The 15,340-nt window shown below is 72.8% G+C and carries 14 protein-coding genes; 6 read left to right on the top strand and 8 right to left on the bottom strand.

Features of this window, described 5'->3' with window-relative positions:
* Positions 1-38: 38 nt before the first annotated feature.
* Together ACIQVZ_RS18740 and ACIQVZ_RS18735 are read right to left on the bottom strand one after the other, a co-directional pair.
* Complete coding sequence (locus ACIQVZ_RS18740) at positions 39-719, bottom strand: DUF6445 family protein (protein WP_402451211.1); 681 nt, start codon at positions 717-719, stop codon at positions 39-41.
* 96 nt (positions 720-815) lie between these two features.
* Positions 816-1,553: a TetR/AcrR family transcriptional regulator gene (locus ACIQVZ_RS18735; RefSeq protein WP_402451208.1), complete on the bottom strand. Its 738-nt coding sequence runs from the start codon at positions 1,551-1,553 to the stop codon at positions 816-818.
* A gap of 126 nt (positions 1,554-1,679) precedes the next feature.
* Between ACIQVZ_RS18735 and mca the strand changes: the two genes are divergently transcribed.
* The gene (gene mca, locus ACIQVZ_RS18730; RefSeq protein ID WP_402451206.1) at positions 1,680-2,633 is read left to right on the top strand and encodes a mycothiol conjugate amidase Mca; all 954 of its coding nucleotides are present in this window, start codon (positions 1,680-1,682) and stop codon (positions 2,631-2,633) included.
* Positions 2,634-2,656: 23 nt separating this feature from the next.
* On the opposite strand, the gene ACIQVZ_RS18725 is transcribed toward mca, so the two are convergent.
* Complete coding sequence (locus tag ACIQVZ_RS18725) at positions 2,657-4,150, bottom strand: PHB depolymerase family esterase (RefSeq protein WP_402451204.1); 1,494 nt, start codon at positions 4,148-4,150, stop codon at positions 2,657-2,659.
* Between the two features lie 200 nt (positions 4,151-4,350).
* On the opposite strand from ACIQVZ_RS18725, the gene ACIQVZ_RS18720 reads away from it, so the two are divergent.
* The 4 genes from ACIQVZ_RS18720 to dctA all read left to right on the top strand — a co-directional run bounded on the left by ACIQVZ_RS18720 (position 4,351) and on the right by dctA (position 8,683).
* Entirely contained in the window at positions 4,351-4,935 is a 585-nt protein-coding gene (locus ACIQVZ_RS18720; RefSeq protein ID WP_402451202.1) for a PaaI family thioesterase, read from the top strand.
* 187 nt (positions 4,936-5,122) lie between these two features.
* A complete protein-coding gene (locus ACIQVZ_RS18715; RefSeq protein WP_402451201.1) occupies positions 5,123-6,007 on the top strand; it encodes a LysR family transcriptional regulator in 885 nt (294 codons plus the stop codon).
* Between the two features lie 72 nt (positions 6,008-6,079).
* Entirely contained in the window at positions 6,080-7,135 is a 1,056-nt protein-coding gene (locus tag ACIQVZ_RS18710) for a tartrate dehydrogenase (RefSeq protein ID WP_402451199.1), read from the top strand.
* Positions 7,136-7,348: 213 nt separating this feature from the next.
* Positions 7,349-8,683, top strand: coding sequence for a C4-dicarboxylate transporter DctA (dctA, locus tag ACIQVZ_RS18705; protein WP_350881894.1), 1,335 nt, complete (start codon positions 7,349-7,351; stop codon positions 8,681-8,683).
* 49 nt (positions 8,684-8,732) lie between these two features.
* Here the strand turns inward: dctA and ACIQVZ_RS18700 are convergent, their stop codons facing one another.
* From ACIQVZ_RS18700 to ACIQVZ_RS18690, 3 genes are all read right to left on the bottom strand, one after another.
* Positions 8,733-9,731: a YdcF family protein gene (locus ACIQVZ_RS18700; protein ID WP_350881892.1), complete on the bottom strand. Its 999-nt coding sequence runs from the start codon at positions 9,729-9,731 to the stop codon at positions 8,733-8,735.
* Between the two features lie 143 nt (positions 9,732-9,874).
* A complete protein-coding gene (pip, locus tag ACIQVZ_RS18695) occupies positions 9,875-10,828 on the bottom strand; it encodes a prolyl aminopeptidase (RefSeq protein WP_350881890.1) in 954 nt (317 codons plus the stop codon).
* A 124-nt stretch (positions 10,829-10,952) separates the two neighbouring features.
* Positions 10,953-11,630, bottom strand: a complete 678-nt coding sequence (locus ACIQVZ_RS18690; protein WP_402451195.1) for a TetR/AcrR family transcriptional regulator C-terminal domain-containing protein — start codon at positions 11,628-11,630, stop codon at positions 10,953-10,955.
* 180 nt (positions 11,631-11,810) lie between these two features.
* Here ACIQVZ_RS18690 and ACIQVZ_RS18685 point away from each other — a divergent pair, with 180 nt between their 5' ends.
* Positions 11,811-13,481 (top strand): MFS transporter, encoded by a 1,671-nt coding sequence (locus ACIQVZ_RS18685; protein ID WP_402451193.1) that lies wholly within the window; start codon positions 11,811-11,813, stop codon positions 13,479-13,481.
* A gap of 49 nt (positions 13,482-13,530) precedes the next feature.
* On the opposite strand, the gene ACIQVZ_RS18680 is transcribed toward ACIQVZ_RS18685, so the two are convergent.
* Positions 13,531-14,343, bottom strand: coding sequence for a lysophospholipid acyltransferase family protein (locus tag ACIQVZ_RS18680; protein WP_402451191.1), 813 nt, complete (start codon positions 14,341-14,343; stop codon positions 13,531-13,533).
* Positions 14,340-15,176: a GNAT family N-acyltransferase gene (locus ACIQVZ_RS18675; RefSeq protein WP_350881881.1), complete on the bottom strand. Its 837-nt coding sequence runs from the start codon at positions 15,174-15,176 to the stop codon at positions 14,340-14,342. The genes ACIQVZ_RS18680 and ACIQVZ_RS18675 overlap by 4 nt, the downstream gene beginning before the upstream one ends.
* Between the last annotated feature and the right edge of the window lie 164 nt (positions 15,177-15,340).

The following is a 15,340-nucleotide window of genomic DNA, read 5'->3' as shown; positions in this document are numbered from 1 at the left end:
GGCGGCCGCGTCCGGGGGCTGGGCGTGCTGTCGGTCCGTCAGGCCATCCAGAAGAAGACGGCCGTCATCCGACGCTCCGGCAGCTCGGTGCCGTAGTAGGAGGTCGCGCTGTGCATGAGGTTGGCGTGGTAGAGGAGCAGTTGGTTGTAGCGGTTGGGGACGCGGACGTCCTCGGTGAAGTGGTCGGCGGGCACGTGGCGGGTGCCGAGCGCCTCGACCAGGTTGCTGTGCGGCGCGTTGACGAGGTTCCCGCCGAGGCGTCCGCCGGGGAACTGCTGGCGGTAGAAGCTGGTGCCGGCGTCCTTCGGCGCGCCCGGGCTGAGGTAGAGCACGGCGGCGTAGCGGCAGAGCGCGCGGGAGTCGGTGTGCGGGCGGGACTCTGACTCCCCGGCGCCGACGACCTGGACGCAGTTGTGGTTGAGCGTGCCGCCGCCCGGGGCGCTCTGCACCCAGAGCCGGGAAGCGCCGGTGGCCTTGCGGACCAGGGCCTCGACCCGGGCCAGCTCGTCGGGCTCCAGGCCGGGCATGGTGCGCAGGCCGGGCCAGGTCTCGGGGCGGTGCGGGTAGCCTTCGGTCCAGTCGCCGCGGGCCAGACAGCGCTCGCGGACGGCGTCCGGGTCGGGGAGGACGTTGTCCAGGACCCAGTAGTCCCGGCCTCGGGTGGGCTTGCGGTAGGGCAGGACCGGCAGGGTGGTGGGCCTGATGGGCTGTGAGGGCATGGGCCGACGATAGGGGCGGCGGTCGTCAACCTTCTGCCGTGAGCAGGTCAACCTTTCGTCAAGGGCTGTCCATGGGCGGGCGCCTCGCGCCGCAGGTCAGGAGCCCGGCCGGACGGCGAAGGTGCCCAGGGCGCCCTCCAGTCGGTCGAAGGCCCGGACGGCCGAGGGGCGCACCGCCGCCCTGATGGCGGCGGCCTCGTCGCCGGCCAGCAGCCGGCGGAACACCTCGGTGAACACCGTGCGGTCGACGGCGGCGAGCAGCCCGGCGGCCACCCGGCTCTCGAAGTCGACCGGCGGGCCGGCCGGTGTGCCGACCGGTATGTCGGGCGATGTGCCGGGCGGAGTGCCGGTCGCCGTCGTGGGGCGGGTGGCCTCGGCCAGGGCCTCGGCCAGGGCGGCCTCGCTCTGCTCGTGCAGCTCGCGCAGCCGGGCGACCAGGGCGGGGCTGTCGGCGACGGTGCGGGCGAACGCCGGGCCGGAGAAGCCGAGCCGTGGGTCGTGCCGGTCGAGGCCGGCCAGGCAGTCGCGGCGTAGCGCGGCGAGGGCGGACTCGCCGGGCGCACGCTCGGCGACCGCCCGGGCGAGGCGGCCGACGATCTCCTCGTGCAGGTCGAGGAGGAGGTCCTCCTTGTGCGGGAAGTGGTTGGTGACGGTCATCTTGGCAACGCCGGCGGCCGTCGCGACCTCGGCGATGGTGGTGCGGTCGAAGCCCTGGTCGATGAAGAGCCTGGTCGCGGCGTGCGAGATCGCCTCGCGGGTGCGGCGCTTGTTGAGCTCGCGCAGGGTCGGGGTGGTCCCGGGCCCGGGCGTCGGCCCCGCCGTGGTTTCCGTCATGGAGGCAGCGTAACGCAGTTCGCTGGGTCGGACCCAGAAATTATGTTTGACCTAATCACTGGGTTCGTCCTAAGTTTCTTCCGGGCGGTCGGATCGGCCGCCGGACGGACGACCCGGGGAGGGCGCATGACCACATCGGCCACGTACGGAGGCGCCATGTTCACCCAGCACACCGGGCGGCTCCGCCTGCTGAGCGTCCACGCCCACCCCGACGACGAGTCCAGCAAGGGCGCTGCCACCCTCGCGCGGTACGCGGCCGAGGGGGTGGACGTCCTGGTCGCCACCTGTACCGGCGGCGAGCGCGGCTCGGTGCTCAACCCGGCCATGGACCGCCCTGAGGTCAGGGCGGACCTCGCCCGGATCCGGGGCGAGGAGATGGCGGTCGCCCGGGGCATCCTCGGCGTGCGCCAGCAGTTCCTCGGCTTCGTGGACTCCGGCATGCCGGGCCCGGGCGAACAGCTGCCGGCGGGCTGCTTCGCCGCCCAGCCCGTGGCGGCGGCCGCGGGGCCGCTGGTCGCCCTGATTCGGGAGTTCCGTCCGCACGTGGTGGTCACCTACGACGAGACCGGGGGGTATCCGCACCCCGACCACGTGATGACCCACCAGGTCACGGTCGAGGCCTTCGAGGCCGCCGCCGACCCGGGCCGCCACCCCGACGCGGGGAAACCCTGGCAGGCGGTGAAGCTCTACTACCACCTGGCGCTCTCCAGAGCCTGGTTCCAGGCCCTGCACGACGCGATGACGGAGCGGGGCGTCCCCTCGGGCATGGGCGCACTGCTCGCGGACTGGCCGGACACCCCGCCCGCCCTCGCCACCACCACCCGGATCGCGTGCGCCGAGCAGTTCGCCGTACGGGACGCGGCACTGCTGGCGCACGCCACCCAGGTCGAGCCCGGGGTCGCGTTCATGGCCCATCCGCGGGACATCGAGCGTGAGGTCTGGCCGACGGAGGACTACCACCTCGCCCGGAGCCTGGTGCCGGGCGAGGCCGGGGGTGAAGGCGAGGGGCCCGAGACCGACCTGTTCGCCGGGCTGCGCTCAGGAGGGGTGGGACTGCGCCCGGGGGAGGGGGACGGATGAGCCGGAGGTCGGGTTTCGCCCGCTCAGCACTGGCCGTCGGCGAGTACGAAGTAGCCTTGGCCGGTCTGCTTCAGGGTGTGCGTCACGAAGGTGTTCCAGAGGCCCATGCTCTGGCCCGAGCCGAGTGCGTAGGTCAGACCGCCGCTCTGGGTGGCCCGCCCGGCCCGGACCTGGTTGTAGTTGCTGTCGGTGAAGCACTGCACGGTGCCGCCGCCGGTGGTGGTCGCCGTCACGGCCGCCGATCGGGTGCCCACGGCGCCCGACGGGTCGACCGCCGCGACGGTGTAGCCGTACGACGTGCCGGAGGCGAGCCCGGTGTCGGTGAAGGACGGGCCGGTGGCACTGCCCGCCATCGCACCGTCCCGGTAGACCTGGTAGGAGGCGGCCCCGCTGACGGCCTGCCAGGCGAGGGCGATCGAGCCCTGGCCCGCCGGGGTCGCGGTCAGCCCGGTGGGTGCGGGCAGGCCGGGGTTGGTGGGCCCCGTGCCGCCGTCCAGGCCCCAGAACTGCGCGGTGTGGTAGCTGGAGCAGATCGTGTTGAGGAAGTAGCTGCCGGTGGCCCCGCACTGGTCGGCTGCGGAGCCGGGGTTGACGGCCAGGCCGTGGCCCATCCCGGCGATGGTGAACAGTGCCACGGCGGGTCGTCCGCCCGCGTCGGCGTAGACCTCCTCAGTGGTGCCGCCCGGCAGGCTCCGGGTGCTGGTCGGGCGCTGGCCGACACTCTGGACGTTGGTCCACTGGTCGCGCAGCTCCGTCGCGTTCACCGGCCTGACCACGGTGTCCGCGCTGCCCTGCCAGATCGCCACCCGGGGCCACGGCCCGGCGTAGCCCGGGTACGCGGCCCGGACCTTGTCGCCCCACTGGGCCGGGGTGAGCCCCTGGTCGGAGTTCTGGCAGCCGGAGGCGGCGCCCTGGGTGGTCGCGCACTGGGCCGGGAGGCCCGAGTCGATCGCCCCGCCGGCGAACACGTCCGGGTAGTCGGCCAGCAGGTCGGAGGCCATCCCGCCGCCGGCCGACAGCCCGGTGACGAACACCCGCCGGTCGTCCGAGCCGTACAGGGCCTTGGCCTTGGTGACCATCTCGGCCACCGACTCCGCCTCGCCGACGCCCCGGGAGTCCTTGGCCGCGTCAAACCAGCTGAAGCAGGAGAGGCTGTTGTTGACGCTGCTGGTCTGCGGGAAGACGACCGCGAAGCCGTACCGGTCGGCGAAGGTCGTCCAACCGGAGTTGCGGTAGTAGTCGTTGGCGGTCTGCAGACAGCCGTGCAGTGCGACCACCAGCGGCGCGCCACTCGGCAGTCCGGCGGGGGTGTAGGAGTACATCGCGAGGTTTCCCGGATTGGCGCCGAATCCGGTGACCTGCTGGAAGGTCCCGCTCACGGTGTCGGTCGCAGCCGCAGCCGCAGCCGCAGCCGCAGCCGCAGCCGCGGGCACGGCCGGAGCGGGCGCGGGTGCGGTGGTGCCGATCGCGAGCGCGGCGGCCGTCAGCAACGCGGCGGCGACAGGACGGAGAGGCATGGGGGCTCCTGGGTGGGGGAGGTGTGGGGGCGGATGCCGTGCAGCGTGGCGCGCCCCGCGCCCCGGTGCCATGTGACGGCCACCCGAGGTCCACCGCGCCGCCATGGCGTGGACCGCCATGCTCCGACGCCCGGGGCCGCGCGTCGGCCGTACGCCGGAAGGCACTTGAGGGGCGTGCGCGAACAGGGCAGGTTGATCCCATGACGACGAATGAGGCAGACTCCGGCGGCGCGACGTTCCCGGAGGGCCAGCAGCCCCTTGAAGGCCGGCAGCCCCTGGAGGTCCAGGTGCCCCGGACCCGGACCCACACCTGGACGGCCGGCCCGCCGATCTCCGCCTTCCCACACCTGAGCGGAGAGGAGATTCTGCACGAGATCCTCGCGGGCCGGATCCAGGAGCCCGCGATCTGCAGCACCCTGGGGTTCCATCTGACCGAGGTGAAGCCGGGTACGGCAGTGTTCGAGGGTGAACTCGGCGACCACCTCTACAACCCGATGAACACCGTGCACGGCGGCTACCTCGCAACCCTGCTCGACTCGGCGCTCGGTTGCGCCGTGCTGAGCCGGCTGCCAGCCGGGATCGGCTACACCACCACGCAGTTGAACGTCCACATGCTGCGCCCGCTGTTCGCCGACTCGGGGCTGCTGCGCTGCGAGGGGCTGGTGCTGCATCTGGGCCGGACGATGGCGACGGCCGAGGCCAGGGTGGTCGGGGTGGAGAACGGCAAGCTCTACGCGCACGCCACCACCACTTGCGCGATCCTGGCACCCCGCCCGGTGTCCTGACGTGATGGCCTGACCGGTGGTCTGATCGGAGGCCTGGGCAGAGGTCCGGCCGAAGGTGCGGCCGGGCCCCGGTCGCTACGGCGGCGGCGGGGGCCCGGGGCCGGTGCGGCCGAGGGGCCGGGTGGGCGGGCGGCTGCTTCGCGCGTGCTCCCGAGGTGCCGCCACGCCGCGAGGGGAGGATGGGGGCATGGACATCCGGCAGCTGGAGTACTTCCTCGCGATCGTGGACCACGGGGGTTTCAACCGGGCCGCCGCAGCCCTCTACCTCTCGCAGCCCGCGCTGTCGCAGGCCGTGCAGGCGTTGGAACGGGACGTGGGCGGGAGCCTGTTCCACCGGATCGGCCGCCGGGCGGTGCTCACCGAGGCGGGGACGGCGCTGATCGAGCCCGCCAGGGTCGCCGTACGCAGTCTGGAGCTGGCCCGTGCCAGCGTGCTGGCCGTGCACGAGTTGCGGGACGGGCGACTGGACATCGCGGCGATGCCGTCCCAGGCGATCGAGCCGTTGACGACGATGATCCGGGCGTTCAGCCGCCGGTATCCCGGGGTGTCGGTGAACATCCGGGCGGCCTTCACCTCGCGCGACGTCATCGACATGGTGCGCACCGGAGCCGCCGAGTTGGGCCTGCTCGCCACGGAAGGGCCGCTGAGCGACAAGGAGGTGGTCTCCCATGAGGTCGGGGAACAGCGCTTCGTCCTGGTCACCCCTGCCGGTGGACCGTTCCGCGAGGGCATGTCCGTCCGGTGCGAGGAACTGGCCGGTCAGCGGTTGATCGTCGGGCAGCGGGGCACGGGAATGCGCGCGTACGTCGACGGCCTGCGCGAACGTGGCATCGGGTTCGCCATCGCGGCGGAGACCGAGCACCGGGTGGCGATTCTCCCTCTCGTGCTCGCGGGGGTCGGTCTCGCGGTGGTCACCGAGTCCTGGCGCACCGCGGCCGAACAGGCGGGCGCACTGGTCCTGGACATCGAGCCGAGGACGACCTTGCGGATCGTGCTCGTCGGTCGGCGCGCCGAACAGTCCCCGGCTGCGCGCGCTTTCGTGTCCTGTGCGCTCGATGCCGTCAAGCACTGATAAGGCAGCCTTATCAGGCAGATCGGCAGAGCGTCTTGGACGGTGCGGTGGCCCGATTGCTGCAATCGGCACATGACTCATCACCACATCGCCCTGATTCCCGGGGACGGAATCGGGGCCGAGGTCCTGCCCTGCGCCCGGCAGGTCCTGGAGGCGGTCGGCGCCCGCCACGGCATCGGCTTCTCCTACACCTCGTACGACTGGTCCTGCGAGCGCTACGTCCGTGAGGGCGCGATGATGCCGGTGGACGGCCTCGACCGGCTGCGGGACAAGGACGCGATCCTGCTCGGTGCGGTCGGCCACCCCGGTGTGCCGGACCACGTCTCGCTGTGGGGGCTGCTGATCCCGATCCGGCGCGGCTTCCGGCAGTACGTCAACCTGCGGCCGGTCCGGGTGTTCGAGGGCGTCGAGAGCCCGGTGCGCGGCGCCGTGGCGGGCGAGGTGGAGTTCGTCGTCGTGCGCGAGAACGTGGAGGGCGAGTACAGCGAGATCGGCGGTCGGCTGAACCGGGGGTTCCCCGAGGAGATGGCCGTGCAGGAGGCGGTGTTCACCCGCGCAGGGGTGACCCGCGTCCTCGACTACGCCTTCGGGCTGGCTGCCCGGCGCGGCGGCGGGCTCACCTCGGCCACCAAGTCCAACGGCATCGTGCACACCCTGCCCTTCTGGGACGAACTGGTCGCCGAGCGCGGCGCCGCCCACCCCGAGGTCGCCTGGGGCCAGGAGCACATCGACGCGCTGGCCGCCAAGTTGGTACTCGATCCGGCCCGCTTCGACGTGGTGGTCGCCTCCAACCTCTTCGGTGACATCCTCAGCGACCTGGCCGCAGCGGTGGCGGGCTCCATCGGCATCGCACCGGCCGCCAACCTCAACCCCGAGCGGGACTTCCCTTCCATGTTCGAGCCGGTCCACGGCTCCGCTCCCGACATCGCCGGCCGGAACGTCGCCAACCCGGTCGGCTCGATCTGGTCGGCGGCCATGATGCTCGACCACCTCGGCCATCCCGAGGCGGCCCGGGACGTCACCGACGCCATCGCCGCGGTCTTCGCCACGACCGACGAGCGCACCCCGGACCTGGGCGGCAGCGCCGCGACCACCGAGTTCACGGAGAAGCTCCTCGAACTGCTCTGACCGGCACACTCACGGCCGAGGTTGCGGGCTGGGCGGGCGCGGCGGGCCGGCGACGCAGCTCCGGCCCGCCCGCGGTGAGACGCCGGTTCCACCCCGGTCGTAGGGCCGCTCCCGGTCGTCCGCCACCGAGCCGCGCGCTGTCACCGGTTTCCCCGCTCGGAAGGCCACTCCCGCCCCCGGCCGCATCCAGGTTCCTCGACGAGGAGAAACGCCATGACAGCAACCGCGCCTCCCGGCACCATCGCTTCCTCCGGCGCCCCGGTGTCCGAACCGTGGTACAGGCAGCTGTACTTCTGGGTGCTGACGGCCATCGGCTGCGGTGTCCTGACGGGTTGGCTCTGGCCGCGTACCGGCATCGCCCTGGAGCCGGTCGGCACCACCTTCGTGTCGGCCGTCAAGATGCTCATCACCCCGATCGTCTTCCTGACGATCGTGGCCGGCATCGGAGGCGTGGACAGCCTGCGCCGCGTCGGCAGGGTCGGCCTCAAGTCCCTCGTCTACTTCCAGGCCGGAACTCTGGTCGCCCTCGCCGTCGGACTCGCTGCCGTCAACCTGTTCCAGCCGGGCAGCGGAGTGCACGCCCACCCCGGCGACCTGCACCTGTCGGGGGACGCCGCCCGGTACGTCAAGGACGGCGCGCACCAGAGCTGGTGGGACTTCCTCACCGGCCTCGTGCCGTCCAGCGTGGTGGGGGCCTTCGCCGACGGCAACATCCTTCAGGTCATCTTCTTCGCGGTGCTCTTCGGTGTCGCCCTCAAATCCGTGGGAGCCGTGGGGGCGCCGATCGTCGAAGGCGTCAACCGGCTGAGTGCGGTCGTGTTCAAGATTCTCCGCTACATCATGCTGGCCGCACCCGTCGGCGCCTTCGGCGCGATGGCCTTCACCGTCGGCAAGTACGGCATCTCCACCCTCGCCGGCTTGGGGCGGCTCATCGGACTCTTCTACGGCACCTCGCTCTTCTTCGTTGTCGTCGTCCTCGGCGGCGTGCTGGCCCTGCTCAAGGTCAACATGTTCCGGTTGCTGCGCTACCTGCGCGAGGAGTTCCTGATCGTCCTGGGCACCTCCTCCTCCGAGAGCGCACTGCCCCGGTTGATGGCCAAGCTCGAAGGGCTGGGCGTACGCCGGGACATCGTCGGCCTGACCGTACCGACGGGCTACTCCTTCAACCTCGACGGCAGCTCCATCTACCTCTCCCTGGCCACCCTGTACATCGCGCAGGCCACCGACACCGAGCTCTCCCTCACCCGGCAACTCGGCCTCCTCGCCGTCATGATCCTCACCTCCAAGGGATCCGGAGGAGTCACCGGCGCAGGGTTCATCGCCCTGGCCGCCACCCTCTCCACGGTTGGCACGGTACCTGCGGCCGGCGTCATGCTGATCTTCGGGATCGACAAGTTCATGTCGGAGTGCCGGGCGTTGACCAACCTCGCCGGCAACGGCGTCGCCACCCTCGTGGTCGCCCGCTGGGAGCGCGCCCTCGACATCGCACGTGTCGACAGGGTCCTCCGCACCGGAGTGCCCGAACCGGTGGAGGCCCCGGGCCGGTAGCGTGCGGCACCGGGGGCCTTGCCGGAAGGGGCGCCGGGGGTGCCGCTGCTCAGAGGGCCGCGAGGAGGCCGCAGAGCGCGAGGAGGCCGCAGATCCCGAAGTTGACCAGCTTGTGCGAGAGGAAGACGGCGGCGAACTCGCGGATCGTCGCGCTCGGCCAGTAGTACGCGGCGGTCGGCGAGCCGAACACCTGCCCGTTGACGCCGGTCCTGCGGGCGGTGAGCGCCGCCCGGAAGGCGTGGAAGTTGTTGGTGACCACGACGCAGCGGTAGTCGGGCTTGGCCTGTTCCATGATGGCCTTGCTGAAGAGCAGGTTCTCCTCGGTGGTGCGGGAGCGGTCCTCGCGCTCGATGTGTTCGGCCGGGAAGCCGCGCCCGGTCAGGTAGTCGGCCATCGCGTGGGACTCCGGCAGCTTCTCGTCCGGGCCCTGGCCACCGGAGGTGATCAGCACCGGCGGGTTGCCGCGCGCGGCCTGCTTGTCGTACACCTCCCGGCCCCGGTCGAGCCGGCTGGCCAGCAGCGGCGGGACGCGCTCGCCGCCGATCAGGCCGGAGCCGAGGACGACCACGAAGTCCACGTTCCGGCGCGGCCGGTGGCGGCCGTAGAGGAACGCGTAGCCGACGAAGCAGACGAACAGGAAGGAGATGTAGCCGACCACCAGGACGGCGGTGCCCGCCAGGACGCCCAGCCGGGGTGAGCGGGTGGCCAGGGCCGCGAGCAGCAGCGCGATGACGGCGAGGATGCCCAGCCCCGCGAGGAGGGACAGCAGGTTGGCGGGCCGTCTGCCCTCCTTGCGGATCATGGTCAGGCCGTTGGCGATCAGGAACCAGACCAGGGCCGCCGTGCCCAGGGCCGGCAGCAGGATGATCGCCACCGCCGCCAGTTCCATCACCAGCGTGGGCGCCTTGCGCAGCTCGGCGAGCAGGGCGAGGGCGAGCAGGGAGACGGCGATGCCGAGCAGGACGGCATTGCTGAACTGGCGGCGGTCGCGTAGTACCCCGACTCCGAACAACAGGAAGAACAGGGCGGCTGGGACATAGACGATCATGCTTCGTATCGTAGGCGGAGGCCGTCCGCACGGATCGGCCGTTCGCGCGAACCGGCCGGGTGCCCGTGGACGAACCGGCCGGACGGGCTCGACAAGCGGACTCGACAAGCGGACTGGCCAAGCGGACTGGATGAGCGGACCGGTCAGGCGAACCGTTCGATCGCGGTGAGGACCGCCTCCGTCATCGCCGGACTCCCGGTGTGCCCGGACTCGTCGATGACGGTCAGTCGGGCCTCCGGCCAGGCCCGGACCAGCCGCCACGCGGTGTCGAGCGGCGAGCCGAGGTCCAGGCGGCCGTGGATCAGTTCGCCCGGAATGCCGGCCAGCCGCCCGGCGTCGCGCAGCAGTTGGCCGTCGGCCAGGAACGCGTGGTGCGCGAAGTAGTGCGCGGTGATCCGGGTGAACGCCATCAGCGCGTCGGTGGGGCGGTCGCTGTAGGCGTTCGGCTTGCCCAGCGCCTCGTGCGCGATGACGGCGTCCTCCCAGGTGGCCCAGGCGTTCGCGGCGGCCCGCCGGACGGTCTCGTCCTGGCTGTTGAGCAGCCGGCTGTAGGCGGCCACCAGGTCACCGTCGCGGTCGGCGGCCGGCAGGAAGTTCCGGAACTCCTCCCACGGGCCGGGCAGGAAGCGGGCGACGCCCTGGTAGAGCCAGTCGGTCTCCTCGGGGCGGGTCGTGGTGACGCCGCAGAGCACGATCTCGGAGACCCGCTCGGGGTGGGCCTGGGCATAGGCGAGGATCAGCGTCGAACCCCAGGAGCCGCCGTACAGCAGCCACTTCTCGATGCCGAGGTGTTCGCGCAGTCGCTCCATGTCCGCGATCAGCCGCTCGGTGGTGTTGTGTTCCAGCCCGGTCGCCGGGTCGGCGGCGTGCGGCAGGCTCTGTCCGCAGCCGCGCTGGTCGAACTGGACCACGTGGTACCGCTCGGGGTCGAAGTACCGCCGGGTGCCCGGTCGGTGGCCGGATCCGGGCCCGCCGTGCACGATCGCGGCGGGTTTGCCCGCCGGGTTGCCGGAGGCGTTCCAGTGCATCCGCTGACCGTCTCCGACGTCCAGCAGGCCTTGTGTGTAGGGCTCGTAGTGGGGGTGCAGGTCGGGCATCGCGGAACTCCTCCGTGGGCGTGCGGCCGGGGTGCCCGCACAGACCCTAGCGGGCGGTCGCAGGCCGGGCCGCGGATTTTCGGCGGGCCCGGGGCGGGGGCCGGCCGGGCCCGCCGTGGTGGGGTCAGCGCTGTTCGGCGGGCAGCAGGGTCGCGAGCCCGTCGAGGACGCGTTGCACGCAGAACTCGAAGCGGGTGTCCATGTCGGGTTCGGTGAGGTCGTCGGCCAGGGCGACGAGGTTGGGGAAGGTGTCGACGGGCAGGGCGCGGAAGCGGTCGCCGGTGGCGTCGGCGATGTCCCGGCGACTGGTGCCGAGGACTTCGGCGGCCGAGATCGGGGATTGTTCCTGGAGGACGAACCCCTGGACGAAGGCGCCCAGCAGGTAGGTGGCCATGGCGGCGTCGGCGTCGGAGAAACCGGCCGCGCGGAGCCGGTCGAGCTGGTCCTCCATCAGGCCGAGCAGGTGGGGCCCGGGGGAGAGGCGGCCCGAGACGACCTTGGCGGCGTCGCGCTTGTCGAGCAGCAGCCGGCGGTAGCGCCAGCAGTAGGCGTGGAACTGCTCGCGCCAGCCGCCCTCGCGCGGCGGGGGCTCGGCCGAGGCCATCACCGCGTCGGTGAGCAGGTCGAGCAGCTCCTGCTTGTTGCGGACGTGCCAGTACAGCGAGGCCGCCTTGACACCGACCTCGGCGGCGACCTTGCGCATCGACAGCCCGTCGAGGCCGTCCCGTTCCAGTACCCGCAGCGCGGCCTGGGTCAGCGCGTCCCTGGTCAGCGGTGGTGTCGCGTCGTCGTTCTCCGGCATGGCTGTGCGGACGCCTCCTGCGGTCTCATCCGGTCTCATCCGGTTGTGAGTCTCGCGGCGACGGTCCGTGGCGGGCGCCCGTCGCGAGATCCCGCTTGCAATCTAACACCGTTAGGGGCACTCTGTGCGTGCCGCACCACTCCCTAACGCTGTTAGGGGCTAGGAATCGGGAGGGTTCCCATGCAGGAGTCGAGCGCCCGGCGCAAACGGCTCGCGCTACTGACGCTCTGCGTCACCATGTTCATGTCCATGCTGGACAACGTCATCGTCAACAACGCCCTGCCCCGCATCGGCCAGGACCTGGACGCCGGGATCAGCGGCCTGCAATGGGTCGCCGAGGGATACAGCCTCGTCTACGCGGGGTTCGTGCTGACCGGCGGCGCGCTCGGCGACCGGTACGGTCGCACCCGGATGTTCCGGCTCGGCCTCGCGCTGTTCACGGTCGGCTCCGCGCTCGCCGCGCTCGCCGGAACGATCGGCCTGCTGGTCGGCGCCCGGATGCTGCAGGGCGTCGGGGCCGCGCTGCTCACCCCGGGCAGCCTCGCCCTGCTGCGCCACGTCTTCACCGACGAGCGCGAGCGCGCCAAGGCGATCGGCCTCTGGTCCGGGGTCTCCGCGCTGGGTCTGTCGATCGGCCCGGTGGTCGGCGGGCCGATGGTCGAGCACCTCGGGTGGGCCAGCGTGTTCTGGATCAACGTCCCGATCGGCGTGGCCGGACTGGTGCTCGCCGCCCGCGTGCTCCCGGACATCCCCCCGCGCGCCCGGCGGATCGACCTCGGCGGCCTCGTCCTCTCCGCCGCGGGCCTCGGCCTGCTGGTCTACGCGCTGATCGAGGGGCCGACCCGCGGCTGGACGGACACCCGGGTGCTCCTCTGCGGCGCCGCGGCGCTCGTGCTGCTGGCCGCCTTCCTGGTGCTCGAACTGCGGCTCGCCGAACCGATGCTGGAGCTGCGGCTGTTCCGCGACGGCGCCCTCGGCGGCGCGCTGCTCAGCGGCTTCATGGTCAGCTTCGGGATCTTCGGCGCGCTCTTCTTCCTGCCGCTGCTGATGCAGGGCCCGCTCGGCTGGTCCCCGTCCGACGCCGGCTACGCCGGGCTGCCGATGACCGCGATGATCGTCGTCGCAGCCCCCCTCTCCGGCGGGCTGACCTCGCGGTACGGGCCCCGGCTGCCGTTGGTGCTCGGTCTCGCGCTGTGCGCGGCGGGCCTCGGCGGGCTGTCCCTCTACGGCGGGCACGCCCACTACGTCGAGTACCTGTGGACCCTGTTCGCGATGGGCCTCGGGATGGGGATGACCTTCACCCCGGTGTCGATCGGGGTGCTCCAACGGGTCGCCCCGGCGCAGACCGGGATGGCCTCGGCGAGCATCAACACCCTGCGCGAGCTGGGCGGCGTCCTCGGGATCGCGGTGCTCGGCGCCGTGCTGACCAACCGGATGACCGGCAGCCTGACCGCCGCCCTGCACCGGCTCGGTGTGCCGGTGGACGCCGTCGGCCCGATCGCGGACGCGCCCGCCGGGGCGGGGCACGGCGGTGGCGGCGCGGCCGCCGTGCTGCCCGGCCCGGTCCAGGACGCGGTGGACGGCGCCTTCATCGAGGGCCTCCACCTGGCGGCGCGCTGCGGTGCGGCCGCGCTCGCCGTCACCGCCGTCCTGGTCGCCGTCCTGCTGGGCAGGGCCCGCCCGCTCTCCCCGGGCGGCACCGGCCTCCCGGAACCGGCTCCCGACTCCGCGTCGGACCCCGGTTTCGAGCCGAACTTGCACCTCGGCCCCGGCTCCGACCTCGACCTGGACCCGAACCCGAACCCCGGTCCGGAGCCGCTGGCCGAGGCCCGGTCGGTCCGGCCGACCTGACCGGTACGGCCGACCTGACCGGTCTGACTGATCCGGGTGCCGACGCCCGTCAGCGGATGCCCTCGACCGCCGCCTGCGCCGTGCGGGCCAGCTCCCGGCGCGCCCCCGCCCGGGTGGCCTGCGGCGCGGGCGGCGGAATCGGTGGCAGGAACGTCACGTCGGCGACCAGCCCGCGCACCGCGACCACCCGGGCGAGCGAGGTGAGCAGTCCGTCGTCGCCGATGAAGGCGGGCACGCTGGTCGGCCGTCCGTCCGACAGCCGGTAGCGGATCGTCACCGGCTGGACGAAGGCGCCCGCCTCCACCGCCGCCTGGAACAGTGCGGGCCGGAAGCGGCCGCTCTCCCGCCCGCACCAGGTGGACCCCTCCGGGAAGACGATCACCGGTCGGCCGGCGCGCAGCACCTCGGCCACCGCCGCCACGGTGCCGGGCAGCGCGCGCAGCCGGTCGCGGTCCAGGAACACCGTGCCGCCCCAGGCGATCAGCGGCCCGAGCACCGGCCACCGGCGGACCTCGGTCTTGGCCAGCGAGCGGCCCGGGCGGCCCGCCGCGATCAGCGGGATGTCCAGCCAGGACACGTGGTTGGCCACCACGAGCGTCCCGCCGCCGAGCGCGCCGCCCGGTGTCCCGAGGTGGACGGTGACCCCGAGGGCGCGCAGCAGGACGCGTGCCCAGAGCCGGATCAGTCGCGCCCGGGTCCCGTACGGGAGGAGGCGCAGCGGCAGGCTGAGCAGCACGCCCGCCAGCACCGCCGCCAGGCAGGCCGCCAGCCGCAGCGCCCGCCGGGGGTGCGAGACGGCGGGCGCCGGGTCGGCCAGGCAGGTCTCGGGTCGGCAGGGGGCCGTCGGCAGCCAGACGCTCATGATGAGGCGCCGAGCGGCCGGGCGGGCAGTCCGGACAGGAAGTGCCGCAGGTAGCGCGGGTCGGTGCGCTCCAGCGACAGCAGCACGTACAGGTCGACGCAGTCGAAGTCCGGGTCGTACGCGGGCTCGCCGCAGACCCAGGCGCCGAGCCGCAGGTAGCCGCGGAGCAGGGCGGGCAGCGCGCCGCGCTCGGCGCGCGGCACGCCGGTGGCGTCCCAGCGGCGGCGCGGGGTGACCCGGTACTGCTCGGGCGCCAGGTGCTTGGCGCTGACGGTGTCCCAGACCCGGGCCGCGGTGGCGCCGCCGTCGTCCAGGGGGATCGAGCAGCAGCCGCCGACCCAGGTGTTGCCGGTGTCGGCGAGGTAGCGGGCGATGCCGCCCCACATCAGGTTGATGACGGCGCCGTTGCCCCGGTGGTCGGGGTGGATGCAGGAACGGCCGAGTTCCACCAGGCCCGGGCGGACCGGCGCCAGGGCGGAGAGCTCGAACTCGCCGTCGGAGTAGAGCCGTCCGGCCCGCCGGGCGGCCTCGGGGCGCAGCAGCCGGTAGGTGCCGACGACGGCGCCGTGCTCGCCCTCGCGGACCAGGAGGTGGTCGCAGAACTCGTCGAAGGGGTCGACGTCCAGGCCGGCGACCGGGCTGTGCAGGACGGCACCGAGCTCGGCGGCGAACACCTGGTGGCGCAGCCGCTGGGCGGCGCGCACGTCGTCGGCGTCGCGGGCGAGGGAGACGGTGTAGGCGGCCGGGGCCTGCGGCCGCCGGGCGGAGGGGACGGCGGGGGCGTCCTGGGTGGGGGCTACTGCGGTCGGAGCGTACGTGGGGACGGTGGTCATGGCGGACCCTCCAGGGCAGCACGATCGGCGGCGCCCTGGATCGCCAGGGCACCGGCCCGGCCCGCAGGCGCTGGGCCCGGTCCCCGTATATCTCTCCGAGCCGGTTGGCATCCATGTTGCGGCCCGGCGGAGCGCAGATGTGCAACTGCTGAATGGGACCACCC

The organism is Kitasatospora sp. NPDC098663 (assembly GCF_044760075.1).
Lineage (GTDB): Bacteria > Actinomycetota > Actinomycetes > Streptomycetales > Streptomycetaceae > Kitasatospora.
The sequence above is the reverse complement of the archived record's forward strand: the minus strand, read 5'-3'. Positions and strand labels throughout refer to the sequence as shown.

What these genes read in the sequence shown, in the direction of transcription:
- ACIQVZ_RS18740 (WP_402451211.1), bottom strand. Translation starts at nt 719, where the DNA reads ATGCCCTCACAGCCCATCAGGCCCACCACCCTGCCGGTCCTGCCCTAC.
- ACIQVZ_RS18735 (WP_402451208.1), bottom strand. Translation starts at nt 1,553, where the DNA reads ATGACGGAAACCACGGCGGGGCCGACGCCCGGGCCCGGGACCACCCCG.
- mca (WP_402451206.1), top strand. Translation starts at nt 1,680, where the DNA reads ATGACCACATCGGCCACGTACGGAGGCGCCATGTTCACCCAGCACACC.
- ACIQVZ_RS18725 (WP_402451204.1), bottom strand. Translation starts at nt 4,150, where the DNA reads ATGCCTCTCCGTCCTGTCGCCGCCGCGTTGCTGACGGCCGCCGCGCTC.
- ACIQVZ_RS18720 (WP_402451202.1), top strand. Translation starts at nt 4,351, where the DNA reads ATGACGACGAATGAGGCAGACTCCGGCGGCGCGACGTTCCCGGAGGGC.
- ACIQVZ_RS18715 (WP_402451201.1), top strand. Translation starts at nt 5,123, where the DNA reads ATGGACATCCGGCAGCTGGAGTACTTCCTCGCGATCGTGGACCACGGG.
- ACIQVZ_RS18710 (WP_402451199.1), top strand. Translation starts at nt 6,080, where the DNA reads ATGACTCATCACCACATCGCCCTGATTCCCGGGGACGGAATCGGGGCC.
- dctA (WP_350881894.1), top strand. Translation starts at nt 7,349, where the DNA reads ATGACAGCAACCGCGCCTCCCGGCACCATCGCTTCCTCCGGCGCCCCG.
- ACIQVZ_RS18700 (WP_350881892.1), bottom strand. Translation starts at nt 9,731, where the DNA reads ATGATCGTCTATGTCCCAGCCGCCCTGTTCTTCCTGTTGTTCGGAGTC.
- pip (WP_350881890.1), bottom strand. Translation starts at nt 10,828, where the DNA reads ATGCCCGACCTGCACCCCCACTACGAGCCCTACACACAAGGCCTGCTG.
- ACIQVZ_RS18690 (WP_402451195.1), bottom strand. Translation starts at nt 11,630, where the DNA reads ATGCCGGAGAACGACGACGCGACACCACCGCTGACCAGGGACGCGCTG.
- ACIQVZ_RS18685 (WP_402451193.1), top strand. Translation starts at nt 11,811, where the DNA reads ATGCAGGAGTCGAGCGCCCGGCGCAAACGGCTCGCGCTACTGACGCTC.
- ACIQVZ_RS18680 (WP_402451191.1), bottom strand. Translation starts at nt 14,343, where the DNA reads ATGAGCGTCTGGCTGCCGACGGCCCCCTGCCGACCCGAGACCTGCCTG.
- ACIQVZ_RS18675 (WP_350881881.1), bottom strand. Translation starts at nt 15,176, where the DNA reads ATGACCACCGTCCCCACGTACGCTCCGACCGCAGTAGCCCCCACCCAG.